Annotated in this window: 23 protein-coding genes; 2 read left to right on the forward strand and 21 right to left on the reverse strand. The window is 42.2% G+C overall.

The genetic code is table 11. The features are described from left to right. Positions 1-82: 82 nt before the first annotated feature. The 5 genes from OZ410_RS04015 to OZ410_RS04035 all read right to left on the reverse strand — a co-directional run bounded on the left by OZ410_RS04015 (position 83) and on the right by OZ410_RS04035 (position 6,877). Positions 83-1,441: an undecaprenyl-phosphate glucose phosphotransferase gene (locus OZ410_RS04015; RefSeq protein ID WP_277706629.1), complete on the reverse strand. Its 1,359-nt coding sequence runs from the start codon at positions 1,439-1,441 to the stop codon at positions 83-85. A gap of 57 nt (positions 1,442-1,498) precedes the next feature. Further along, a complete protein-coding gene (locus tag OZ410_RS04020; protein WP_277706630.1) occupies positions 1,499-2,587 on the reverse strand; it encodes a DUF1972 domain-containing protein in 1,089 nt (362 codons plus the stop codon). After that, positions 2,532-4,301: an O-antigen ligase family protein gene (locus OZ410_RS04025; RefSeq protein ID WP_277706631.1), complete on the reverse strand. Its 1,770-nt coding sequence runs from the start codon at positions 4,299-4,301 to the stop codon at positions 2,532-2,534. Before OZ410_RS04025 ends, OZ410_RS04020 begins: the two co-directional genes overlap by 56 nt. 2 nt (positions 4,302-4,303) lie before the next feature. After that, entirely contained in the window at positions 4,304-5,416 is a 1,113-nt protein-coding gene (locus tag OZ410_RS04030) for a glycosyltransferase family 4 protein (RefSeq protein WP_277706632.1), read from the reverse strand. A gap of 468 nt (positions 5,417-5,884) precedes the next feature. Next, positions 5,885-6,877, reverse strand: coding sequence for a hypothetical protein (locus OZ410_RS04035; RefSeq protein WP_277706633.1), 993 nt, complete (start codon positions 6,875-6,877; stop codon positions 5,885-5,887). On the opposite strand from OZ410_RS04035, the gene OZ410_RS04040 reads away from it, so the two are divergent. Continuing rightward, the gene (locus tag OZ410_RS04040) at positions 6,858-7,124 is read left to right on the forward strand and encodes a hypothetical protein (protein ID WP_277706634.1); all 267 of its coding nucleotides are present in this window, start codon (positions 6,858-6,860) and stop codon (positions 7,122-7,124) included. The two genes, OZ410_RS04035 and OZ410_RS04040, sit on opposite strands and share 20 nt — an antisense overlap. Positions 7,125-7,152: 28 nt before the next feature. On the opposite strand, the gene OZ410_RS04045 is transcribed toward OZ410_RS04040, so the two are convergent. From OZ410_RS04045 to OZ410_RS04120, 16 genes are all read right to left on the reverse strand, one after another. Beyond that, positions 7,153-8,499, reverse strand: coding sequence for a hypothetical protein (locus OZ410_RS04045; protein WP_277706635.1), 1,347 nt, complete (start codon positions 8,497-8,499; stop codon positions 7,153-7,155). Positions 8,500-8,645: 146 nt separating this feature from the next. Beyond that, the gene (locus OZ410_RS04050) at positions 8,646-9,947 is read right to left on the reverse strand and encodes a lipopolysaccharide biosynthesis protein (RefSeq protein WP_277706636.1); all 1,302 of its coding nucleotides are present in this window, start codon (positions 9,945-9,947) and stop codon (positions 8,646-8,648) included. A gap of 148 nt (positions 9,948-10,095) precedes the next feature. Beyond that, positions 10,096-11,139, reverse strand: a complete 1,044-nt coding sequence (gene pseI / locus OZ410_RS04055) for a pseudaminic acid synthase (protein ID WP_277706637.1) — start codon at positions 11,137-11,139, stop codon at positions 10,096-10,098. Next, a complete protein-coding gene (locus OZ410_RS04060; RefSeq protein ID WP_277706638.1) occupies positions 11,136-12,017 on the reverse strand; it encodes a methionyl-tRNA formyltransferase in 882 nt (293 codons plus the stop codon). The genes pseI and OZ410_RS04060 overlap by 4 nt, the downstream gene beginning before the upstream one ends. Further along, a complete protein-coding gene (locus OZ410_RS04065; RefSeq protein ID WP_277706639.1) occupies positions 12,014-12,580 on the reverse strand; it encodes a GNAT family N-acetyltransferase in 567 nt (188 codons plus the stop codon). Before OZ410_RS04065 ends, OZ410_RS04060 begins: the two co-directional genes overlap by 4 nt. After that, complete coding sequence (gene pseF, locus OZ410_RS04070; RefSeq protein WP_277706640.1) at positions 12,564-13,256, reverse strand: pseudaminic acid cytidylyltransferase; 693 nt, start codon at positions 13,254-13,256, stop codon at positions 12,564-12,566. Before pseF ends, OZ410_RS04065 begins: the two co-directional genes overlap by 17 nt. Then, positions 13,249-14,433 (reverse strand): UDP-4-amino-4,6-dideoxy-N-acetyl-beta-L-altrosamine transaminase, encoded by a 1,185-nt coding sequence (gene pseC, locus OZ410_RS04075; protein WP_277706641.1) that lies wholly within the window; start codon positions 14,431-14,433, stop codon positions 13,249-13,251. Before pseC ends, pseF begins: the two co-directional genes overlap by 8 nt. Next, entirely contained in the window at positions 14,433-15,449 is a 1,017-nt protein-coding gene (gene pseB, locus OZ410_RS04080; RefSeq protein ID WP_277706642.1) for a UDP-N-acetylglucosamine 4,6-dehydratase (inverting), read from the reverse strand. Before pseB ends, pseC begins: the two co-directional genes overlap by 1 nt. A gap of 288 nt (positions 15,450-15,737) precedes the next feature. After that, complete coding sequence (gene rfbD, locus OZ410_RS04085; RefSeq protein ID WP_277706643.1) at positions 15,738-16,592, reverse strand: dTDP-4-dehydrorhamnose reductase; 855 nt, start codon at positions 16,590-16,592, stop codon at positions 15,738-15,740. Continuing rightward, positions 16,589-17,134, reverse strand: coding sequence for a dTDP-4-dehydrorhamnose 3,5-epimerase (gene rfbC, locus OZ410_RS04090; RefSeq protein WP_277706644.1), 546 nt, complete (start codon positions 17,132-17,134; stop codon positions 16,589-16,591). Before rfbC ends, rfbD begins: the two co-directional genes overlap by 4 nt. Next, positions 17,131-18,003 carry a glucose-1-phosphate thymidylyltransferase RfbA gene (rfbA, locus tag OZ410_RS04095; RefSeq protein WP_277706645.1) on the reverse strand — a complete coding sequence of 291 codons (873 nt, stop codon included), beginning with the start codon at positions 18,001-18,003 and terminating at the stop codon, positions 17,131-17,133. The genes rfbC and rfbA overlap by 4 nt, the downstream gene beginning before the upstream one ends. A gap of 19 nt (positions 18,004-18,022) precedes the next feature. Then, positions 18,023-19,084, reverse strand: a complete 1,062-nt coding sequence (gene rfbB / locus OZ410_RS04100) for a dTDP-glucose 4,6-dehydratase (protein WP_277706646.1) — start codon at positions 19,082-19,084, stop codon at positions 18,023-18,025. Next, positions 19,081-20,082: a hypothetical protein gene (locus OZ410_RS04105; protein WP_277706647.1), complete on the reverse strand. Its 1,002-nt coding sequence runs from the start codon at positions 20,080-20,082 to the stop codon at positions 19,081-19,083. The genes rfbB and OZ410_RS04105 overlap by 4 nt, the downstream gene beginning before the upstream one ends. Beyond that, positions 20,075-21,757, reverse strand: coding sequence for a DUF6909 family protein (locus tag OZ410_RS04110; protein WP_277706648.1), 1,683 nt, complete (start codon positions 21,755-21,757; stop codon positions 20,075-20,077). Before OZ410_RS04110 ends, OZ410_RS04105 begins: the two co-directional genes overlap by 8 nt. Positions 21,758-21,821: 64 nt before the next feature. Continuing rightward, positions 21,822-23,321 carry a GH3 auxin-responsive promoter family protein gene (locus tag OZ410_RS04115; protein ID WP_277706649.1) on the reverse strand — a complete coding sequence of 500 codons (1,500 nt, stop codon included), beginning with the start codon at positions 23,319-23,321 and terminating at the stop codon, positions 21,822-21,824. A gap of 2 nt (positions 23,322-23,323) precedes the next feature. Beyond that, positions 23,324-24,193, reverse strand: coding sequence for a M23 family metallopeptidase (locus OZ410_RS04120; RefSeq protein WP_277706650.1), 870 nt, complete (start codon positions 24,191-24,193; stop codon positions 23,324-23,326). 166 nt (positions 24,194-24,359) lie between these two features. Here OZ410_RS04120 and OZ410_RS04125 point away from each other — a divergent pair, with 166 nt between their 5' ends. Further along, entirely contained in the window at positions 24,360-24,542 is a 183-nt protein-coding gene (locus tag OZ410_RS04125; RefSeq protein ID WP_277706651.1) for a twin-arginine translocase TatA/TatE family subunit, read from the forward strand. Positions 24,543-24,664 lie beyond the last annotated feature (122 nt).

Below are 24,664 nucleotides of genomic sequence, written 5' to 3' on the forward strand. Positions count from 1 at the left end.
TGATCTCTTCATTCTGGGTCTTACTCCGCTGCTTCCGCCTCACAAAAATAGTGGGAATAAGCGGAACAACCGCCTGAAAGGCCTAATAGGCCTTCTCCTCCCCCTTGAACACGTTTAAAACCGTCTGCACGATGATCTTTATATCCAGCAGGAACGACCAGTTCTCAATGTAGAAAATATCGAACTTGATCCGGTTCTGGATGTCGCTGTGCTTCTCGATTTCGCCCCGGTAGCCCCTTACCTGGGCCAGGCCGGTAATCCCCGGCTTTACAAAATGCCGCACCATATATTTGTCCACGCTTTCCGCATACTCATCGGTATGTTTGAGCATGTGCGGCCGGGGCCCCACTACGGACATATTTCCAAACAGCACATTGTAAAACTGAGGCAATTCGTCAATGCTGGTCTTCCGGATGAATTTCCCGATGGCGGTCACCCGCATGTCGTTCTTCCCCGCCTGCATCCGGTCTGCGTCATGGTTCATTGCCATAGACCGGAATTTATAGCAATAAAAAGGGCGGTTGTCCAGCCCGGAGCGCTGTTGCACAAAAAAGGTAGGGCCCTTAGACTCCAACCGAATCAATAATGCCAGGATGGGGCCCAACCAAATAAGCACTCCGAAAATCACTATCAGACTAAAAGCGATGTCGAACACCCGCTTCACAAAGGCATTGATGGGGTTATGAAGCGGAATATCCCGCAATGAAAGAATGGGCAGGTAATCGTAGTATTCGAATTTGAGCTTTTTGGTATAGATATTCTTATTGTCCGGGAGGAATTTTAGGGTCTTCAGGTTATTGTCTGCAAAATTGATGAAGGCCGTCAGTTCCGCGTTACGCAATTCAGAAACCGAACAGTATATTTCGTCGACGTTCTTCTCCAGGATGTAGCCAAAGCACTCCTCCAGATCAAATGAGGCTTTGGTAGGCGAAAACTGTTTCAGGAAACTATACCCATATTCCGCATGGTCGGTAAAAACCTTGATAAGCTGGTCGGTCTTTTTGTTCTTGCCCACTACAACTACATTCCTCAAATTCCCCTTAACGGTTTTCCGGTAACGCATCAGGAGGTAATAATTGATGAACTTGATGATGCTAATGGTCACAAAAACCAGCGCTACATATTGCGCCAGCGCCAGCCGGCTCATATTGGGTTGCTTGAAAAAGCCGATAAAGGCGTAGAGGATGAGGAAATAGAAAAATAACTGGCGAAAAAGCAATTTGAGGATATGGGTGACCTTGGTATATCGGAATACCACATAAAATTCCGTGAGAAATGCTATGATTATCCAGGCGACAGAAACATATAGATGAAAAAGTATCCCCTCAGCTATGTTAATAGGCAACCGATCTGCCCAAACATTGATCACAAACAGATCAACCAAGTAAGACAAAGGCGTGATTAAGAATGAAAATCTATGCCTGTTCTTTAAAATTCCCATCTAACTCTCCTAGAAAACTCATCAAAGCTAACCAATCTGTGTTGAATTCATAAGTGCTTATCGCTCCAAACAATCCTCCATGAGCTTCTCATATTTACGATTTATCAAATCCCAGCTATAAAGAGATCTAATTTTGGAGATGTTATTAGAAATCCATGTTTGATGCTCAGATTTGGAATTCCTTAATAGCCTAAGTACATCCTCGGAGGTGTCAAAAAAGAAGGCATCATTCTCGAGGATACTCCGGTTAAAAATGTTGTTATGGGCTATGATCAGGGCATTTGAGGCCATGGCTTCCAAGAGCGAAGGGTTAGTGCCTCCCACAGAATGTCCGTGAAAATACAATTGTGAGTAATACCTCAGATTATCCAAAGCCCTTATATCGTAAATACCGCCCAAAAATTTAATGTGTTCTGAGGCACTATACCGGTCCTTGAGATATTCCCCATATGCGGTCTCATGTTTCCCTACCACCAGAAAACAGGTCTTGTTAGGGTCCATGGATATCCCATCTAATATGGTCTCAATATTATTTTCAGGCTCCAACCTGGCAATTAGCATATTATAGGCATATGGGGAAAGCTCATATGAGTTAAGAATTTCGGGGTTTGGCGTTTCAAAAACCTCGGCTCCATATGGTATGTATGTAGAATCCTTTTGATATTCGAGCTTTAGGTACTCTTGAATCCCAAGGGAATCCGCTATAAGGTGATCACTGTACTTCACGCCCCACTTTTCTGCATACTTCAAAAACTTGCGCACCCTAGGGCTATACTTACTGCGCTTCCATTCCAGTCCGTCCATGTTGGTAAGAATAAACGCCTTTTTGGGGAGCAGCCAGCCCCAAACAGAACTACTCGTATAACCCAACTGTAAAATGATATCGAAAGCCTTTCTTCTTGAATCGAGAATGCAATTCAGATCATAAATGAATTGTCCAAAAGTCCCTACTTTATGCTCAGGGTCATAGCAATGGATGATATTTACTCCCTTGAACTTGTTTTCTTTGAAAGGATGATTGTGGGGGCTATAAACATATATCTCATGCCCTTTAGATGCCATATAAACGGAAAAGTATTCAGCAAACTGTTCAAATCCTCCATGAAAGTTTGGAACGCCTCTTGTTCCTAAAATGGCTAATTTCATTATAACAGTTATTATTTGTCAGTAAAAGTAATACTGTTGTAAAAAAGTAGACTCCACGCACTCTACCGAAAACTGATTCAGTTAACATTGAAACAAACAGGAACAAACTAAAGACCATTAATAATTTATTCCGTGTTTTTATTCCAACCACAAAAGCCCAAGTAGGAATTGCCAATAAAATTACAAGTCCAAAAGCTCCTGTTTTCCAAAAAGTATCTACGAATTGATTGTGTGGGTTGTAACTTGAATGGTGAACTAAGCCCTTGTTGTTTAGTCGTTGCTTAAGCTCTTTAAAATTCGAAGCAGTAACTCCTTTCCCAAATATATATTCCTTCCAATTATCAAAAGTGGAAAACACTTCTTTCCAGACTAAAATGCGTATAGAAAGCCCATTCACTCTGGGGTCATTAGAATCCACATATTCTTCATTGAGCACACTTAAATCATGCAGGTTTAATATTTCATTAAACCTGGTTTGAATAGGTTTAAACAAAACGCCGAAAAGTAATATTATGAAAGCCCCGGCGAGAATTTTTTTAATGTTCCTTTTTAAACTTATATAAAATGCCAGATATAAAGCTACACAGGCAATTAACACCAATTTAGACCCAAGTAGAATTAAAGCTACAAATAAGAATAGTTGAAGTGCGCTTTTGAACTTATAGTCAACCCGCGTTTCTAAATAGCAAATAGACAAAAACAATAAGTAGGAAACATATACCGGATGAAGGAATTTCGAAAAATTTTCAAAAGAAAAAAACTCCTTATTTATCGTTATACCATAATCAATCAGGGCAAAGGTGAATAAGAATAAGCTTAAGAATAATCCGGATACCATTAAATAATAAATACTTTCTTTTAGCCTGATTGAACTCAAAAGGAGAGGGATAAAAACAAAGGGGAGAAATTTTTCAACCATTGAAAAGTCTCTTATCTCGCCGACTCGTATAAATAGGGTGTTCAGAAAATAAACGACAAAAAAAGCCAGAAAAAGAAGGTTAATCCAATTTGATGAAAATGATTTAACATCTAAATTTTTAATGTAAAAAAATAGACTAATAATCAGGAGAATATTAAAAAGGGGGTGCGCCGAATAAATAGAAAACAAATACGCAATGAATATATATTCCTTTGTTTTTGCTTTTGATAATTCATTAACAATATTTGTTTCTATCAATAGGAATAGAAAAACAATGACTAAGAGTGATATAGTTAAAAAAAATCTGAAATACGGTATTTTATTACATATCGTATAGGGCAGTTCAATAAAGCCATTAACCTCAAGTACGTTAAAAACGCCATCAACCTTTACCTCAATATTTTCAGAGCTGAAAAACTCTGAAAGGACTAAACTGCTTAACTCTTTATTGTCCTTTAAAAATGTGAGTTTTTTTAGTTTAAATTCCTTTCCCGGGTATTCAAAATAAATCCGAAACTTCGAAATTTTTTCATCATCTAACCCTTCCAATAGAATAGTCGAATCATTTGCTTTTTGAAATTTATAGACTTTCTTAAAATCAAGATCTGCAGAAAAGTTCTTATAGGCGTATAAAATAGGTAGCCCCTTATGCAATGCGGTCTTGTTGAGTTCTACCCTGATCGTATCAAACCCTGTTGAAAAGAAGGAATATTTTTTATTGATGTAAAGTATGCAGATAAAAGCAAATCCAATGATTAAGAAGAGATAGATAATATTTGCTTTCTTAACTATCATTCTTACTGGGAATAATCATTAATTACTCTGACCAATTGCTTGGCACTATTTTCCCAACTGTACTTCGCCAAAATTTCTTTATATAAACTCAAAAAGTTATAATTGTTATTGATAAAAAGAGAGTTATACATTTTATTCTTTAATTCTTCTACATCATAAGGGTCAAAAGTAAGCTCAGAAGGCAAATTAAAATCCTTCATTGCCGTCTTATTGGAAATCAAGATTCGTTTTCCAAAAACCATTGCTTCCAAAACCGGTATGCCAAATCCTTCTGCATAGGATGGAAAGACAAATAAAGAGCAATTTGCATAATAATGCTTTATCTCTTGGAAATGGACATTTTGCAGCCAATATACATGATGTTGCAATTCAGACTGATATTGATTCAGATAATCGCTTAATAGCGGATCATTTATGTCCCTAGAACCAATAAATACAAGCTTAATTTCTTTTTCATAAATCCTCGACTCAAAAAATGCCCTCAATACGGTTATGTGATTTTTGCGAGGTTCTATCCTGGATACATAGAGGATATACTTTTTTCCCTTTATATACTCTTCTGTTTGATAATTTCGGTTTAGTTGATAGAAGTCCTTTTCTACACCATTGAATGTTAAATGTATGTTTTCCAGCGGTATTCGATACAATTCGGAAATTTTACTTTTGGAATAATTTGATACTGTAAGTAATATATCAGCTCTTTTGGCAGACAATCTAAAGAGCAATCCATTGACCAGTCTGTATTTTAAAGGAAAGTACTTTCTAAACTCCTTCTGTTCAAACAAAATATCATGAGTAGTTACAATGTGCTTACAGTTCTTTAATAATGGTGATATGTATTGAAAATGTGCATAATCAATGTTATTTTTTTTGATTATGGACGGAAATTCAATCAAAAGTCTTTTGAATTTGTTTTTACTGGTTAGTTTCAAATAATGGACGTGCGGATGCTTTCCGAATTCAATTTCTAAATTCTCAGTATTTTTTGCCACCATAAAAAACGTCCAATTTGGACATAGCCGAAATAAGGCTATATAGAGTCCTTTTAAATAAGTCCTCGTTCCTTGATGTTTTCCGTCGAAAACATGGGCATCTACAAGAATATTAAGGTTCAATTTTTATTTTTTTAAGCTTATTTACCTTCCGATAATATTTCAAATAAAGCAGGAAGCCCTTTTTAAAGGTAAAAGGTATAGCCTTTAAAACTACTTTCAAAGTTGTCTGCCGCAGGTAAGTAAAAGTATCTTTCAAGTTATCACGCTTATTGCAGATACCCCAAGGCAGTCAATCCACTGCTAATTACGTCTTAGATAAGCGAATATGTTTATGCCTGGGTGGCAAGAGAAGGGCTTCCGACAAAACTTTTGTTAAAACCCTAGGGAGAAAGATAAAGTATGAGAAAATCTATCTGAAACCTCGTAAAGATGCAATGGATCTTTACTACTACTGGCCGAGTACTTAGAGTATTACGACTATAAGAGTAGACATCAATCTATCGATTATGAAATACGTGCTGAAATATTCAAAAAATCAGCATGAAGTTTATCTACATTTGAAGGAAGACACTCCTAAATAATGGGAATCTACAGTTTAGAAATGTACCATTCATCCCTACGCTTTTCACTTATTGTTTTTATATAAAAACCAGTTAACACAAGAATTATCACAAAAAACCACAACAATTGAGTGTTGAAATTTGAGTTTAAAAGAATGATCAATAAAGTAAGCTTAAAAAATAAGCTTTGGTTCTTTACCTGTCTCCATAAAAATACTCCAACTAGTAATATTCCAATAATTCCATAATCATACAAAAAACCCGGGAAAAAAGGAGGTCTAAATACTAGATTTGAGTTCCATTCTTCGGGATAAATGATTTTGGTGAAAAACTGTTCAGAGCTAGATGCCCCATAACCAATATAACTATGGTAATCCAAAAGATTTATTTGTTGAATATATCTGACAAAAGGGCCAATCCTTGCATGAGCACTTGAATCAATTAAATTAAGCTCATGTATAAAATTTCCTTTAAAAGAAAAAAAAAGGAAAACTACATCACGCACTCTTTCAACACCTCTACCACCAAGATTAGTAAAAAAAAACAAAATACTACCAGTAAAGATCAAAAGAAGAAAAATTGTTAAATGCTTCTTTGAAAACCTTATTTGACCAAAAACCAATAGCGCTAGAGCTATATATCCGATTGACGATTTAAAAAAAGTAATCATATATAGCAACATCAAGAAGTATACTACTAATTTCCTCTTTTCATAAATAAGTTCATTCAGAGCCGCAAATGCTATTATTACTACAAGTGCCGCATAGGAAGGCTCAGAAGACAAAGAATGAAATCTGTAAGTATTTGTTATATGATTATATTGAATCCCTAGTTGTCCTGTGCTCTGAAAATATCCTTCCGGGCGATGAAGCTCCTGTAAATCAAATAATACTATTAATTGCGAAAAAATAAGTGTGAAGAAAAAGAAAACGATAATGCACTTTAGTGCCTTTAGAAAACCTTCAACTGGTAAATATTTCTTTGAATAATAAGTCAGGTATATGAAATATATAATAAACAAGAACGAATATATTACTGACGTAATCCTGAAAGCGCTGATATTAAATGCTGAAGCTATAAGGATGTATAAAAAAATCAATGATGGTAAGCCGGTGATTATTGGAGGAATTTTAACCCTTAAAAAAGAAATTAAAACAATAAATAAAAACCCAACAACCACATATAAGGAAAACGAGACCCGCCCAATTTCAAAAGCAATCAGATTGGTAAAGGCCAAAAACAATAGAGCAATGACTAAAGATAATTGAATTAAATAATGTTTGTTTAATACATACATTATTTAATAATTTTCGTGAAAGCCTCACTTAGGAATTGAATATTCTGTTCTTTTATAGATCTTGGGTCACCAAAAGAATCTGACATGATGCCATCAAAGGAGTTTTCCATCAACCATTTTGAAAATATGTCAACACCTACTCCACTTTGATTCTTATTCAGCAGGTCTTCAAAAGAATTCGTCCTAAAATCCTTCCAGGATACCTCCATGCAATGCTTCATCCTATTAAAAAATACAGGAGCAAAGGTAAACGCATACTTCCCCATTAGTGCCGCCTCATAGGCAATTGTTCCTGAAACTGTAAAAACAGCCCTAGATATATCTAATAACTTATGTGAGTCCTCCCGATGATTTATTAAATATACATTTTTCAATTTTTTGATTTCCCTGTAAAAACTGATGCTTCTATCACCGATTGCGTTTGAGTGTTCCTTTACCAATAAAATATGGTTCATTGGAAGTATCCTCCAAATATTTTTAATTAATTCAATTTGATTCTCATAATATCTCCCCAAAACGTCAATTGAGGCTTCTGGCTGTTTGTGAAGGGTGAATAAAATAAAGTTAAGATCCTCAGGAAGTTCCTTTCGCGATTTCTCCTTGATCAAATAATTGAAAACTATTCTATTTAGAATTTCTTTCGATCTAATTTTAAAAAGTGTGAAGGGATTACTGTAAAGTGTTGGATCATTTGAATCTTGGTTGGTCCGTAAAACAAAATTTTTCAGAAGAGTCAGGTTATACCTTATAGAACTTTTTCTGGCAACAATTTTGTCATTAAGTTTGAGATATGAAGGCTTTTCAATTTCTATTTTATATTGTCCCGATAAAGAGGATATGGAAACCTCTTTAATTATAGATTGAAATTCATCAGTAAAAAAAGCAAACCTTCGATTAGGAATTCTTATTGTATGAGGATTTAAAAATTCACAATTAAGCTCTTTCGCCTTTAGCGTTAATCTATGCAAAAGAAGTTCATGAGCCCACGTAATTTCACCGAAAATATGACTCAAATTATTTCTTTTAATGAACCCATAGTATTCAAAGGCAAGTATTTGAAGATAGTCATAAGTCCATTGTTTAGATTCATACTTTAAAACCCGGTCTCCATAGATTAGTTCATTTAATTTCAAATCAAAAGGAAGTGGATTTTTCTCTAGTTTTAATATGTCCTTTTTTCCAATATACAATAGTTGTTCTTCCGGAAATTCTTTTCTAAGCTCTTGAAATTGTTTTTTACTTGGAATTATCCAATAGGAGTTAATTCCATGCTCTTTTAACTGATTTGCAATTTCAACAAAAACATATGTTTTGTAGTAATTCGCAATAAAACATATGTTCTTCATTTGATTTAAAGACAAAGTTAAAAGGTATTTATTGACACAAGGTTCCTTACCTTGAGGTTAGTACTTTCAGAAGTAGAGATTAATAGCCTTAACAATAATATTATCCACAACTTTTAAATTTTATGACGCAATTAAGTATTTAACCTTTATAAAATTTCCCTATCAGAATTGTTGTTTCGGTGACAACCTTTTACCGCAGTATAATCAATTCTAATTGTGTCCTCGATGGCTTTTTTATTACTTATAACCCCCTTTATTACCGCCAAAACTAAAAAAGCAAATAGCGTCGCAATAGAGGCGCCTATAAGCTCATATCTGGGAATCAATATAAGGTTCATAACAACATTAATTGTCATTGCAATGAGGGCTGAAGTCAGAATTAACCGGTCTTTCTTTTTAACATAAAGATCGTAATGATAGACATTAGAGATTGTTAAGAGCAACGACCCTCCAAGGAGAAAATAAAGGGCGTTTAATTCTTCTAAAAATGAACTTTTGTTCATGAATCGAAGAAAAAACGGCGCTAATGCAGCAACGAATACTATTAATAGTATAGTGGTCAAAAGACTTCTTTTAAAAAATATTCTGCGCAGCCTTTTATATTGTAGTGCCTCTTCAGCAGTTTTAACAAGTCTTGGATAAAACACCATAGTAACAGCACTGAAAGTAAATATTTCAACAGAATTAGAAAACTGTGCATAAGCAGTATATACTCCGAGTAGTTGCTTCCCGTGAAAAAAATCAATCATATATCTATCTGCAAAATTTATAACTTGAAATGATATAGATCCCATAAAAAATATGCCTGCTGTACGCACACCCCTTTTAATGAAACCAATATCAATTCCTTCAAATTTAAAGCCTCCTAGCCCTATGATTGACAAGAATATGCTACCAAATACTAGAGTTGAGGCCCAGGAAAATCCAGCCCAAAGCCAAAGGTATCGTTTAAGATCAACAGGATTGTCGATTAAAAAGAAGTCCATTAGAACTACCCAAATCCACAGTCCAGATCTGAAAAAGAGCATAAGGTTGGCTAAAACAGACCTTTCTAATGTAGTGAACACGCGATAGAGTTCCTGACCTAAATGCTCGGATATGATTAGTAACAAAAGGACAAGGAAAAGATCCGAATCTAAAAAATTAAAATAAAATATGGCCCAGAAACTTATGGGCAAAACTATTATATAGGCAAGCAAGTGAAATACAAATTGCCCTTCTAATTTGGAGTGCATACCTGACTCGCCTTCCTTTAGTATTTCGCGAGTATTAAAAACATAAAAATCAAACCCCAAAACATAAATTAGCAAGGCAATTGTAGTTACAACAAGACCAAAAGTTCCAAGGTTTGATTCGTCCATCGAATATTTCCCCAGAAAAAGTAAAAATGCGAATTTTGAAAGCAGAGTCAGTGCTCGTAAGGATATATTCGAAAAACCCGTCTTCATTAATCAGATTTAGTTTATAACACTCATCGCATAGGATTAAGCACAAAACATAATTTTATTATGCCCTGACTATAGCTTAGTTATTAGCTTTACAATATTCTAATACTGCGCAATACTTTTATTATCAAAAAGACTAAAGGATCCCCTTTTAAAAATCAAACATATCGAAATCGAGCGGTTCACCCCTTTCAACATCCTTCGTGAATCTTCTTCCCAGAATCTCCTTATAATATTTTGGATGAAGACCATATCCAGGCCGAATGGACCTTACATTCTCTTCAGTCAAAATATCTCCAGATATAACATCCTTAACAACAAAAAGCGACCTTGCAAACTTCCTATTCTTCTTAACCTTTTCAGAAAGGGTGTAATCCACTTTCCCCAGTAGTTTTTCTGTGTTCCGGACTGCTGTAACCATTTCGCCAAACTCTTGTTCATCAAGCGAAAAATCCGCATCAGGACCACCTATAGATTTATCAAGAATAAAATGCTTTTCTATGATCTTTGCACCCAAGGTGGTTGCGGTTACCGGTGCCACCCACCCATAAGTGTGGTCCGAAAATCCAATAACCACCCCAAACCTGGATCTCATGTCTGTTATGGTGTTTAAATTCGCCAACTCCAATGGGGCAGGATAAGATGAGGTGCATTTTAAAATTGAAATGTCATTATTTCCTACCTCTCGGCAAGTATTTATGGCGAGTTCAATGTCGTCTAATGTGGCTATTCCTGTTGAAATTATAATTGGCTTCATTTTTGAAGCCGCATATTTAATCAAAGGGATATCTTGAATTTCGAAGGATGCAATTTTATAAGCTGGAACATTCAAATCCTCAAGAAAGTCTACTGCGGTTTTGTCGAAAGGAGATGAAAAGCAGATTAGGCCCTCTTCTGCAGCAATTTTAAATAGTTCCTTATGCCATTCCCAGGGAGTAAAGGCTTCGCCATAAAGTTCATAGAGGGTTTTTCCATCCCACAGGGTTCCACCGTCTATTTTAAAATAGTCTTTAGAACAGTTTATCGTTAATGTATCTGGCGTATAGGTTTGTAATTTAATTGCATCTGCACCAGCTCTTTTCGCTGCGCGAATCGTTTCTATTGCAACCTCTAATTTACCATTATGGTTTGCAGAAAGTTCCGCTATAATAAAACAGGGGTTGTCACCACCAATATTTTTGTCTCCTATTTTCATTTTAAATCTGTGCTTGACTTAAACAATTCTCCCGTTTCAAATGATATCTCCATATCAGGGCAAATAATTTCAACCTCCAACGCACCGTTTGAAGTTTTAATGGTTAACGGATTTGTGTGCAGAATTGTACCATTTTTCTGTTCATAATGGTATCCGACTGAGCTTGCTTTACTGCTTCTGAAAATAATTCTTTCTCCTTGATAATAGGAAAATGCGCCAGGATAAGGAGGAGCTTGGGCACGAATCCAATTCTGTATTCTTTCTCGATACCAATCCCAATCAATTTCTCCATCTTCAGGGGTTCTTTTTCCAAAATAAGTAGCTTGAATCTCATCTTGAGCTATTCCTTCAAAGTCATTCATTGATACAAGATCAAAGACTTTATCCACCAGCTTAGGGTATACTTCAGCAAATTTATTTAGTATGGTATAGCCTGTGTCATTGGGTAATATTGGGATTTTCTCTTGAGCTAAAATTCGCCCGGTATCGCAATTTTCATCTATGACATGAGCCGTTATCCCTGTTTCTCTTTCGTTATTTATGATGGCCCATACATGAGGTGTTCTGCCCCTGTATCGAGGCAATAGAGAACCATGAATATTAAATGCAAGTTTAGAAGGCAATTGTATCAAATCGGATTCAATAAGGAACAAATAATTAATGGATACCAGAACATCTATCTCCTTGTCTGCCACAAAGGCTGTACATCGGCCCTTTCTAGGGTTTCCGATAAAAACAGGATAGCTGCTTCTATTGGCGAAATCTACAATAGCATCTGACCCTGCATCCGTAAACACAAATTCGATTTGGTGTTTAACAGAAAGATGTTTTAGTAATTTGAAGCCGAGACCCCCACTTGCGAGTAATCCTATCTTCATGGCGCATTCAGTTTGGAGTGAATTACCACATCAATGAATCTTTTATTATATAAACAATGCTGTTTTAATCGTGCATCCTCAAAATAGTGAGCCTCTTCCAGCGCATGGTATAAATGCGGTCTTAAATCAAAGGCATAAACATATAATTTATGAAGTCCCAACTCCATAAATCCAAAGGCTTCGATCAATTCTAAATATTTCTTCCAATGGAATTCGAATTCATTTTCCTCTAATGATGTATTCATTATGAAAGAAATTTCGGCATTAAGATCAGTCCAATTTATATGTACCAACCCACCGTAACCGATACACTTTCCATCCTTTGTATATGAAAAAAGATATTGTTCAGGTCTGGATTCCTCAAATAAGGATTTAACTACGCCAATAAAGTAATTATCCTGATCTATCGGTTCAAGAGGACGCTCCTGTCTAAGGTGATAAATCTGTTCATTTCGCCATTGCCTAATAGCCTCTCGGTCTTCCCATCGAATAGGAATAATCCCGTATTTACCTTTGAAAAAAGTATCCTTTCTTACGCTCGCATACTTAGTTGGCCATTCCATGCATCAGCTTATATTTTAATTCTGCCAATTGCCAGTCTACCTCATTATCTATATCCTGGACTTCGGTATCCTTGAGTACTATATACCCTGTGTTTTTGGTTATCAGGGCTCCATTGCTTTTGAATTCTATAGCATCGAACCAATAAAACTGACCACAGTCGTGAAAACGAGGTTCAAGATCCTGGGAGCGCTTAAGAGCATATTCTGTGCTTTCCCAGAACACCTGAGCACCTGATATTTTCAATGCGCGCTGTATGGGAAAGCCAAAGCAAACAACCGGGAGAACCGTATCAAAGCCCTGTAATAGATTCCTATAAGCCGCAACAAGGGTTTTAGCATTCAAAAGTGGCGCACATGGATAAATACAACAGACATTATCAAATGTGCGCTGAAACTCCTCATATCTGGACAAAACCTCTATTAGTACTGAGGCGGTGGTAGCAAAGTCATCCGAATTTTCCTTGGACCTGAAAAAGGGCACTTTTGCCCCATATTTTCGAGCTACTTCAGCAATTTCTTCATCATCCGTTGACACCATTACTTCTTCGAAAAGGCCAGATTCCAATGCGGCCTCTATCGAATAAGAAATAATGGGTTTGCCCAAGAAGTCACGTATATTTTTCCTTGGAATTCTTTTGCTGCCTCCACGGGCCGGTATAATGGCCAAATTACCCATAAAAAGATCGGATCTTTTCAATTACGTAGTCCTGCTCTTCATCAGATAGAGTAGGGTACATGGGCAAGCTTATACAGCCTTCATAGTACTTTTCTGCTTGAGGCATATCTCCCTCCTTCCATCCAAATTGCCGATAATAAGGCATTAAATGGCATGGGATATAATGGATTTGGGCGTAGATCCCCTGTTCTCTTAAATATTCATACAGCCCAAGCCTGTCTTCAACCTCAATAACATATAAATGGTAGGCGTGACCTGCAACTATTCCGGATTGCCCCTTAATAAAAGGTGATCCTTTAAAGGCTTTGAAATATTTCTCAGCTATACGCCTTCTTCTTTCCAGCCCTTGGTTGGCTCGCTTCAACTGTGAAAGCCCCAGCGCACATTGAAAATCAGTAATTCTGTAATTAAATCCTAGTTGTTGCATTTCCATATACCAGGCTGGATACCCGTCTTCTCCCCCTGCAAAGGCAATGCTGTTGGTGAACTTACTTTCATCCTTTAGGATCCCATGGGTTCGCAGTTGAAGTAGAGTATCATAGAGCTCTCGGCTATTGGTGGTAATCATACCTCCTTCTCCAGATGCTATGTGTTTTACCGGGTGAAAAGAAAAGATGGCCAGGTCCGCAAAGTTTCCATTGCCACAATTTTGTCTTTCGCCTTTGGAATCCATGAAGTAACCTCCCGGGGCATGGCAGGAATCCTCTATAATCCATAAATCATAGGCTTCTGCCAATTCTTTAAAGGCTTCCAGATTAACTGCTCTACCGGCAAAATCCACCGGTATGATACCCTTATACGTGCCTTTTGGAGCGTTCTCTAAAATCGCCCTTACCGAATTTATATCAAGCAAATAGGTGTTTGGATCAATATCGGCAAAAACGACTTCTCCACCACAGTAACGGACACAATTTGCAGAAGCCGCGAAAGTAATGGGTGTAGTAATGACTTTATCACCAGGCTGCACATCTAATGCCAGGGCGCACAAGTGAAGTGCTGCTGTACCATTGGAAACCGCTACTGCATATTCAGCGCCTACATAATGGGCAAATGCCTCTTCAAATTCTGAAATTTTAGGGCCTTGGGTTAGGTAGTCCGAAGTTAGGGCCTCGGCAACCGCTTTTATATCGTCCTCCGTTATATGCTGTCGGCCATATGGAATTGCTCTTGTTTTCATTATTTGGCAAATGAAGGGTCTACGTGTTCTGTTATAAGACTTCTTAATGTGTCTACGGTTTCCCATTCATCATTCTCACCCGAATTATAACTGAAGCCTGGGGCTACTTTTTTCGCCTTGAAGTTTGTGATGAAATCCTCCAGACTCCACCTATGGGTGGCGGGTATAATCGCATAATAGGTCCCCAGATCATAGGTGTAAAAGGAGTCAGAAGGGGTAATCATTTCTTCATGTATTTTTTCCCCAGGACGAATGCCAACCACAGGCTTAGCCGAGTCCGGACCAATAGCTTCAGCCACATCCAAAATCCGATAAGAGGGTATTTTGGGGACAAACAATTCTCCTCCCCAGGCATGCTCTAATGCATGCATAACCATATCCACCCCTCCCTGAAGAGAAATGTTGAAACGAGTCATATTGGGATCAGTAATAGGTAAATCCAACCCTTTCTTTTTGCGTTTGATAAAAAAGGGTATAACGCTGCCATTAGACCCCATTACATTGCCATAGCGCACCACTGAGAAGCGAATGGGGTTGTCCCCTTTTATATTATTGGCGGCTATAAAAAGCTTATCTGAAGTGAGTTTTGTTGCTCCGTACAGATTGATCGGGGCGCAAGCTTTGTCTGTAGACAGGGCAACTACCCGTTCTACCTGAGTCTCAAAACAGGCGTCTACCACATTCTGAGCCCCTCCAATATTGGTCTTAATGCATTCCTCCGGGTTGTATTCCGCGAGGTGAACATGTTTCATTGCAGCTGCATGAATGACATAATCTACCCCTTTAAATGCTCTTACAAGTCTGGCCTTATCCCGTACATCCCCGATAAAAAAGCGTATTTGGGGAAATTTTTCAAGTGGGTACTCCTGAGCCATCTGAAATTGTTTCTGTTCATCCCGCGACAAAATGATCAGTCTTCTAATTTCGGGATGAGTTTTAAAAATATGCTTGGTAAGTGCTTTACCCAGAGAACCTGTCCCACCCGTAATTAATAATGATTTTCCTTTGAATTCCATTTATTTGCTTTTTAGTATGCTTTTCTTTTGGTCTTCGAACAAGAATACGGTGATTCTCTCCCCTTTTGGGCACATCTTGTGCTTGTTGCTTGCTTTATATAAAACCCTCATCATTGGCTTCATATGATTAAAGGTTTCCTCTTTCTCAATCTATTAATCTCATCTTTGTCATAGCCCTATGACGTTAAACTCTATAGATATTAATAACTCAAGGCATCTGCTTAAGATGGAGAATTAAGTCCTTTATCATATGTTAATCGAGCACTAAAATCATTAGTAATTTATCCTCTAATCGAGTTTTGACAAACAGGACCTCAAAGTTTGCCTCCAATGGGGAATTGTAATTCCTAGATTCTCCTTGATCTTTGCTTTATTCAAAACACTGAAGGAGGGCCTTTGTGCATCTGTTGGATAATCCTGAGTAGTTATAGGGATGACTTTAATATCTTTCTGTAATTCTTCAAATATGGCCACTGCAAAATCATACCAGCTTGCCACACCTTCGCTGCTATAATTATAGGTCCCGAATCGATTGGACCCCGAATCTATAATTTGGAGGATTATAGAGGCTAAATCAATGGCATAGGTAGGTGTTCCTACCTGATCTGCTACAATTCTAATTGAGTCCTTTTCCTTTCCTAAACTAATCATCGTTGTAACAAAATTGCGCCCATATTCGGAATACAACCACGACGTCCTTATAATAAAGCGCTGCGGGCAGATCTCCTGAATGAATTTCTCCCCTTCCCATTTGGTTTGGCCATATACCCCTAATGGATTGGGCTCGTCCTCTTCGGTATAAGGAACCTTCCTCTTTCCGTCAAATACAAAATCTGTGGAGATATGGATAAGCGTAGTATTGAGCTCCCTGCAGGCCAATGCAAGGTTTTTGGGCCCGACGGCATTGATAAGATATGCCTTCTCAGGCTCGTCCTCGGCCTGATCTACCTGGGTATAGGCCGCACAATTAATGCAAAAATCCGGGCGATGCCTATGAAAAAAGGCATTTACCTGCTCCCTGCTGGTAATATCCAGTTCCTCGGCGTCCGTAAATATAAATTCCCAATCCGCAGACTTCCCCGCATCGCGCTGCAGGGTCTGCCCCAATTGCCCTTTGGCTCCTGTTACTAAAACCTTCTTCATAACCTTGCGCGTTCAAGCTTCGGGAGCAACAGGTCTTTCTCTGATACCAACAATTGCTCGGAAGGCAACTTCCAATCAATGTTCAGGCTAGGGTCATTATAGATGATCCCGCCTTCTGCTTCTTTGTTGTAAAAATTATCGCATTTGTAGAAGAAGTCCACATGGTCGGATAACGCGACAAACCCATGTGCAAACCCCCTGGGAATAAATAGTTGCTTCTTATTGCTCGCACTCAACAGTACCGAAATGTGTTGCCCGAAAGTGTCCGAATCCGGCCTCAGATCCACGGCAACGTCCATTACCTCGCCACGAAGTACCCGCACCAGCTTGGCCTGGGCAAAATCCCCTGTCTGGTAGTGCAGTGCCCTGACAACTCCCTTTTTAGAGTAAGACTGGTTGTCCTGTACAAAGTTTATCTGAATGCCTGAGGCTTTTTCAAACCGTTCTTGGTTGTAGGTTTCCATGAAGTACCCGCGGTCGTCTTCAAAAACCGCTGGCTCCAGAAGAAAGCAACCGGATAGCCTGGTTTCCAAAACTTTCATACCTTTCGGTTTTTAAGCGCTCCCAGCAAGTTGATGCCATACCCGCTCTTGAGCAGTGGGGTGGCCAGCTTTTCAAACGCACCAGCATCAATATACCCCATTTCGTATGCTGCCATCTCGATCGAGCCAATTTTAAGGCCCTGTCGCTCTTCAATAACCTCTACAAATTGCGAGGCCTGCATCAGGGACTGGAAGGTTCCTGTATCCAGCCAGGCTGTTCCCCGGTCCAGGATGCTCACATGGAGCTTCCCCCTTCTCAAATATTCTTTGTTGACATCTGTGATCTCCAGTTCGCCCCTTTGGCTTGGGGTAATATTCCGGGCGATTTGAACCACGTCATTATCATAGAAATAGATGCCCGGCACCGCATAGTTGGATTTGGGGTGTTCGGGTTTTTCCTCTATGCTGATGGCCTTCCCTTCTTCATCGAACTCCACTACCCCATAGCGCTCCGGGTCGTGTACCCTATAGGCATAGATAATTCCGCCATCGGGATTATTGTTTGATTGTAACAACCTGGACAATCCGGAGCCATAGAAGATATTGTCCCCAAGAATCAGGGCCACCTTATCATTACCGATAAATGAAGCGCCAATAAGGAAGGCCTCTGCCAACCCATTGGGGGCTTCCTGCACGGCGTATTCGAATCGGCACCCGTATTGTGATCCATCCCCGAGCACTTCCCGGAATAATGGCAGGTCTTTGGGGGTAGAGATAATCAGGATCTCGCGGATACCGGCGTACATTAAGGTGGACAAGGGATAATAGATCATCGGCTTGTCATATACCGGCATGAGTTGCTTGCTGATCGCAAGGGTGATCGGATGTAGTCGGGTACCGGAGCCTCCGGCCAGGATAATCCCTTTCATATTAGATTCTTTTTGGGGATTATTCCCCGTAGTACGTGGCGTAATATTCCTGATACGCGCCCGAGGTGACATGATTTAACCAATCGGTATTTTTTAAATACCAGTCGATGGTCCGGTCAAGGCCTTCTTCAAAAGTAACCGATGGTTTCCACCCCAGTTCAGTATGGATTTTATGGGCATCGATGGCATAGCGTAAATCATGACCGGGCCGGTCCTTGACAAACGTAATAAGGGACGCTGAGGTCCCTGGTTCACGCCCGAGCTTCTCATCCATCTTGGCGCATAACAGGCGTACCAGGTCAATATTCTTCCACTCATTAAACCCTCCAACATTATACGTCTCGCCCTCCTTACCGCGGTGGAAGATCAGGTCAATCGCGGCAGCGTGGTCTTCCACAAACAACCAGTCCCGGGTATAATTCCCATCCCCGTAAACAGGTAGTGGCTTTTGGTTTATGATGTTATTTATGAAAAGGGGGATGAGTTTTTCAGGAAAATGGTAAGGTCCGTAATTATTGGAACAATTACTCATTACAAAAGGCAAACCATAGGTTTCCCCATAGGCCCTAACAAAATGGTCCGAACTCGCCTTGGAGGCCGAATATGGGGAATTTGGGGCGTAGGCCGTGTCTTCAGTAAAAAATCCTTCGTCCCCAAGGGTTCCGTACACCTCATCCGTACTCACGTGGTAAAAATGTTTCCCTTCATATTCCCCTGCCCAATGCTTCTTTGCAACATTCAAGAGGTTGACGGTGCCTATTACATTGGTACGCACAAATGCCAGGGGGTCTGTAATAGAGCGATCTACATGGGATTCGGCAGCGAGGTGGATGATTCCGTCAAACCGGTATTTTTCAAATAAATCCTCCAAAAACGCCGTGTCTGTTATATCCCCTTTTTCAAAATGGTAATTGGGGGCAGCTTCAATATCCTTCAGGTTTTCCAGGTTGCCCGCATACGTGAGGGCATCCAGGTTCACAACCCGATATGACTCGCTGTACTTAGTGACAAATAATCGAACCACATGGGAGCCGATAAAGCCTGCGCCCCCGGTAATTAATATTGTTTTGGAATAACTCATTGGATATGAAGTTCTGTGGCTTTCTTATTCAAGAAGCGGATAATGGCTAACAGGAAAAATCCGCCAAGTAAAATCAGGGGGAAAAAGACCACCCGCTTCTGGAACAGGGGTTTCTGTACCTTATGGGGCTTCCCGAAATTGACTATTGTAATCGCTTCCTTACGGCTTTCCAGCTCCACTCGCTTAGCTTCTGTATCCCTGATAAGTTGGTTTTTCAGAGAAAAGAGTGAAGGCACGTTCAGGGGTTCTTGGTTCTCCAGTACAAGCCGGCCTTCGGTTGACGCCTGCTCTTGCAGCATCTTTTGGGTATAGTTCTCAATGAGTACATCGACCTGCCGGATCAGGGAGTCATTGCGTTGAATGCGGTTCATCGCATTTTCGGTATACATTTTGACCAGCTGATTATAGTACGGATTGGAGTTGATATAGTCCATCAGTTTATGGGCATAATCCTCCCCAATTTGGGCATCCCGGAAATAAAAGGTAATGCGCTGGTCCTTGGTGGTCTTGTCCTGGAGTTCACCACGCAATATATCCGAAATCCCCCCATTCCCGTCAAAATCCTTGAGCAACTCCAAAAATTGCATTTCCTGTTCAAAAGCAGAGTTGTTTTGCGCCTTAAGGGGGACAACCAAAATCTCAAAATCCTTCATCTGCTGCACATCCATCCCCAGGGAGGCGAAAAAGGCAGTGTCTTTGGCCTTTATATCAGCCTGCACTTCGCTGATAACATCATACAAATAGTTCTTGGTGTCCAGGTTGGGGGTCACAATCACATCCAGTTTTTGCTCGACCCCAACTAAAAGTTTAAGGCCCAGGCCAATCCCCACACCCAGGATGGTGAGCCCGCCCAGCCAGAAGATGTTTTTCCGTAAATAGACGTAAACGGAGAGCAGGCCCCGGAAAATGCGGTTAAAGCCTTTGCCGATCAGGGCAAACAGTTGGCCCAGGTCTATTTCGTCCGAGGAGCCCGTAGGGGTGTTGTCTGGTTTAGCCATGCGCGTTTGAGTTAAAGATTTGCATCAGTATTTTATCGGTGATCAGATAGGTAGGTTTAACCCCGGCGGTGCCCAGGCCCCCGGAGGCCAGGGTGTGTCCGGTTTTAAGCGGGTTGTCCGAGGCGTAGTACGCGTAGCGCACCTGCACGTCTTCCCGTATGCTTTTACGTATGCGGGAGGCACTTTGGATCGCTTTCTGGTAATGCACCCCTTCCATTTCCAGCCCGATCACGTTCCAGGTGGAGTTCAGGAAGAAGGTGAGGATATCTTTGTTCTGCAGGGAAGTTCCCAACACGGTAACCATGGTGCCTTCGCAGACTTCCAGGCCACAATCCTCAAAATCCGCTTTGCTGAGCTGGTTCGGAAAGGGATAGTTGTCTGCGGTGCCTTCAAAAATATGGGCCGAAGGGATCATCAGGTCCCCCTTGTCGCCCTGCAGGATGCCGGCCTTCCCCATGATGGAAATGGAATGCACGTCCAGGTAGTGCAGGTTGCCGTTAATGCGGTAGGGCTTCAATAATTCGTCTACGCTTTCGTAGGCCTGTTCCCCGAAGGCGTAGTCCATAACCAGGATCACGGGTTTGTCCTTACGGAAGGCTTCGGAGCGCTCGTAACAGCAGGCCTCGTCCGTCATGGATCCCGTATCGAAGATCTGCACGTCGATGTTGGCGCCGGAGGTGTCGTCCAGCTGTATCATCCCGTTTTTGGCCGCCAGGTTGGCCACCTTGGTCCGGAGTTTGTCATTTTCGGAATGGCTCAGGGCCTCAAACACCTCCAGGGCACCGGCCTTGGGCATTTCCTTACCCAGGGCCTTGCGCGCAAACAGCGTGTTGAGGACGCTGTGCATGTTGGAGCTGATGATGTGGATGGGCCTGCCCAGGAGCCCCTTCCTGTGCAGGGTTTCCTTGATGGTGTTGGCCCAGCGCTCCCCGTGGATGTGGTGGCCCAGCCGCTCCCGCAGCAGGGCACTGAAGGTTATGGTTCGTTTATCCCCACTGGTACGCTCTTCTATGGCCAGGCGGCCCAGCCAGTATACAATCTTAAGGAAGCGTTCGGGGTCGGATTTGGTGGCGAGTTTGGCATGAACCTCCATGACGTCCACAAAAGAACGGCCCAGGATATTGGCGGTGTGGATCAGGGCCACTTCCCGGTCTGCCTGGCTGAGTTTCCCCTTTTGCACGGCATCCTTGAGTTTGCCCCAGTCCCGGATGGTGGTTTCGTTTTCCTCGTCAATAAGTACCCGCCGGCCAATCTTGTCGGATTCGATAAACAGGAAGGTCAGGTGGGTCAGGATGTCGTAGATGTCCGAACGGCCCCGGGTGATCTCAATGTTCATCTGCTGCTCGTCGATCCGGTAGCAGTTGCGCCGGCGTTTGGGGGGGACAATGGCCTTAAAATGGGATTTGCCGTAGCCCTCGTCCGAAGTGAGGTTGATGTATTTGCACTGCTCGATCCCGTGGGGCAGGCGCTCCAGCACATAAATAAGACCCTCCAACTCTGCCTTGTCTTCGGCAATGGACCCGTAAATCTCCGGGCGCAACTGCAAGAGGGCATTTCTCAGGGTCTCCCCGGAAACCCCCATAGGCTTGTAAAACCCGCGGTTGAGCAGGTGGCGCATGGTGATGTACATGCGCTCGATGGCGTTGGTGGATTCCTGGGATCGGGTTGTTTCCATAGCTAACTCTGGGACAAAAATACATTTAATTTTCCTACAAGAAAGCAGGGGGAGCCCGATCTCCCTATGCCCCGGACAGGGCCGCCAGGCCTTCGGCCAGCTTGCGGTCGTTGGCAAGGCGTTGCACCTTGTTCTGCCCGCCCAGCTTCCCGATGGACTTCATATAGGCCTGGAACCCGCCTTTGGCAACCTTCCGCACCTTCAGGGTTTGGAGGATATTCCCGTCGATCAGGTCGAAGTAATAGCTGTTCTGCTGCTGCATGGCCTGGTCCAGCACCTGGATAAAGGTCTCCAGGTCTTCCGGCTCCCGTTCGAACTCTACCCACCACTCGTGGTAAGGCAACCCCTTTTCGGGCGGGTCGATCATGGGCGCTACTGTGAATTCCGAGACCTGACCCCCGCATTGGTTCAGGGCTGTTTCCATGGCGTATTCCACCTCCTTGGCAATGACGTGTTCGCCAAAGGCGGATATAAAATGCTTGATGCGGCCCGTCACGATCACGCGATAGGGTTTCAGGGAGGTAAAGGCCACGGTGTCCCCCAGGTTATACCCCCAAAGGCCGGCATGGGTGGAGAGGATCATCACGTAATTGACCCCCAGTTCCACCTCCCCTATGGTATAGCGCCTGGGGTTGGCTTCCTGGAATTCGTCGGCCCGGATGAATTCATAGAAGATACCCGCGCTGAGCAGGAGCAACAGGCCCCGTTCCCCCTGCTGGTCCTGGTAGGCAAAGAACCCTTCGCTGGCCGGGAACAGCTCAATGCTGTCCACATGCCGGCCGATAAGTTCCGTAAAGGTGTTGCGGTAGGGTTCAAAGTTCACGCCCCCATATATAAACAGGTTAAAATCCGGGAAGAGCTCCCCTACGGATTTTCCGGTTTGCTTTCGGAGTTTCTCAAAATACATCTGTACCCAGGAGGGAATACCCGCAATAACCGACATAGGCTGGTTAGCAGTCTCCTCCACAATACGGTCTACCTTGGTTTCCCATTCTTCAATACAGTTGGTCTCCCAGCTGGGCAGGCGGTTTTTTTGGAGGTAGCCCGGCACGTAATGGGCCGAAATCCCGGAAAGCCTTCCGGTTTGGATGCCGTTTTTTTCGGTGAGTTCGGGGCTGCCCTGCAGGAAAATCATTTTCCCGTTTACAAAGGCCGAATTCCCCGTCTGGTGAATGTAGTTCAGGATGGCATTGCGGGAGGCCCGTACCTGCTCGCGGATGGATACCCGGGTAATGGGGATATACTTAACGCCGGAGGTGGTACCGGAGGTTTTGGCCAGGTACAGGGGCTTGCCAGGCCATAATACATCTTCCTCACCCTGCAGGATGCGGTCTACATAGGGCCGGAGTCCTTCGTAATCCCGCACGGGGACCTCCCTGGCAAAATCGGCTGGGGTCTGGATACGGTCAAAATGGTGGTCCTTTCCGAAGGCGGTATTTCCTGCGGAGCGGATCAATTCCCGGAAAACCCGCTGCTGGGCGGGCACGGGGTTGGCAATCCACCAGGCATTCTTCCGGTGGACATAGGCAGCAAAGATTCGGGAGGCAATCTCCTTCAGGGTCATGGTCAGTCGAAATCTACGTAGTTGAGCGGATTCACCGGGCGGCCTTCCTGCCACAGTTCAAAATGGAGATGGGGCCCGGTGGTAAATTCGCCGGTATTCCCGACAGATGCTATCACCTCGCCGGCCCGCACCACATCACCCTGGGATTTGGCCAGGGAACCGTTGTGTTTGTAAACAGAAGTGAGGTCGTCCGGGTGTTCCAGGATAATCACATAGCCTGTGGCGGCCGTCCATTCCGCAAAGATTACCCGCCCGTTGGCTACTGCCTTGATGGGGGTGTCTACGGCTGCCACTACATCTACGGCGTAATGTTTTTGGTCCGGGTCATAACCCTGGGTGACCGTACCGCTTAAGGGGGTATACAGCAACTTGCTGCCATCGGCCGCGGGCCGTTCAAAAAGGTTGTATTTGTCTTCCAGGGCCACCTGGGCACGCAATACGCTGTCTTCCCGGATGGGGCTGAGGTCAAATTCCGCAGGGTCCAGCTTGAAGGGTTCAAAAACCGAGTCCCGGGCCAGGGAATCGTTGGCGATATCCCCGCGCAACACACTTCGGATATTATCAATATACCGATTGGTGTAATTAAGTACAGTGACCAGGGAGTCCGTTTTAAAGGTGAGTTCGGTGGCCTGCCGCTTCAGGGCCGTGGACGAATAGCCTGGGATGTATTCCCGCAAAGGGGTAAAGGCGATTAGCAGGGTGGTAAAGGCGATTAGCCCAATAGCAAGGAGGGAACCCGTAACAAAGACATTCAGCCGGCTCAGTTTAAAGGAGATCTTTTCCTCGAAGGTGCTTTCGTTGAGGATAACCAGCCGGTATTTGTGGAGGAGTTTGCGTTTGATCTCCTTCCGCCGCTTTTCTTGCTTTGCCATAATTCCTGCTGCGTTAAGCCCCTTGGTCCTCCCAGGTGTGCAGGACCTGACAGGGGGCATCGGTTAGCATTTGGGGCTTGAACCGTCTAAAATACATCTTATGCCAGAATTAAAGGGGCTAGAATTGGTTTTTTCCGTACATTTACCCTACTTAAACCGAGTTGGAATGAATGCACTTACTTTTTTCCTCGCCATAGGCCCCTGGCAGATTGCCATCGTTGTAATGGTGGTATTGCTGTTGTTCGGAGGCAAGAAAATTCCGGAACTCATGCGTGGGCTGGGAAGCGGAATCAAAGAATTCAAGGACGCCTCCCGGGAAGACGATAAACTGGAGGACAAAAAAGAATAGTCCCGTCCGCACTATATGAATAAGCGCCCTGGAGGCGCTTTTTTTATACCTTTTGGTATGGTCGAAAGGCCCATTTTTTCAGGTGCTGATCGACAAACCGCGTCCTGACAAAACTACAAGGA

Origin of the sequence: Robiginitalea aestuariiviva (assembly GCF_029537735.1) — a bacterium.
GTDB lineage: Bacteria > Bacteroidota > Bacteroidia > Flavobacteriales > Flavobacteriaceae > Robiginitalea > Robiginitalea aestuariiviva.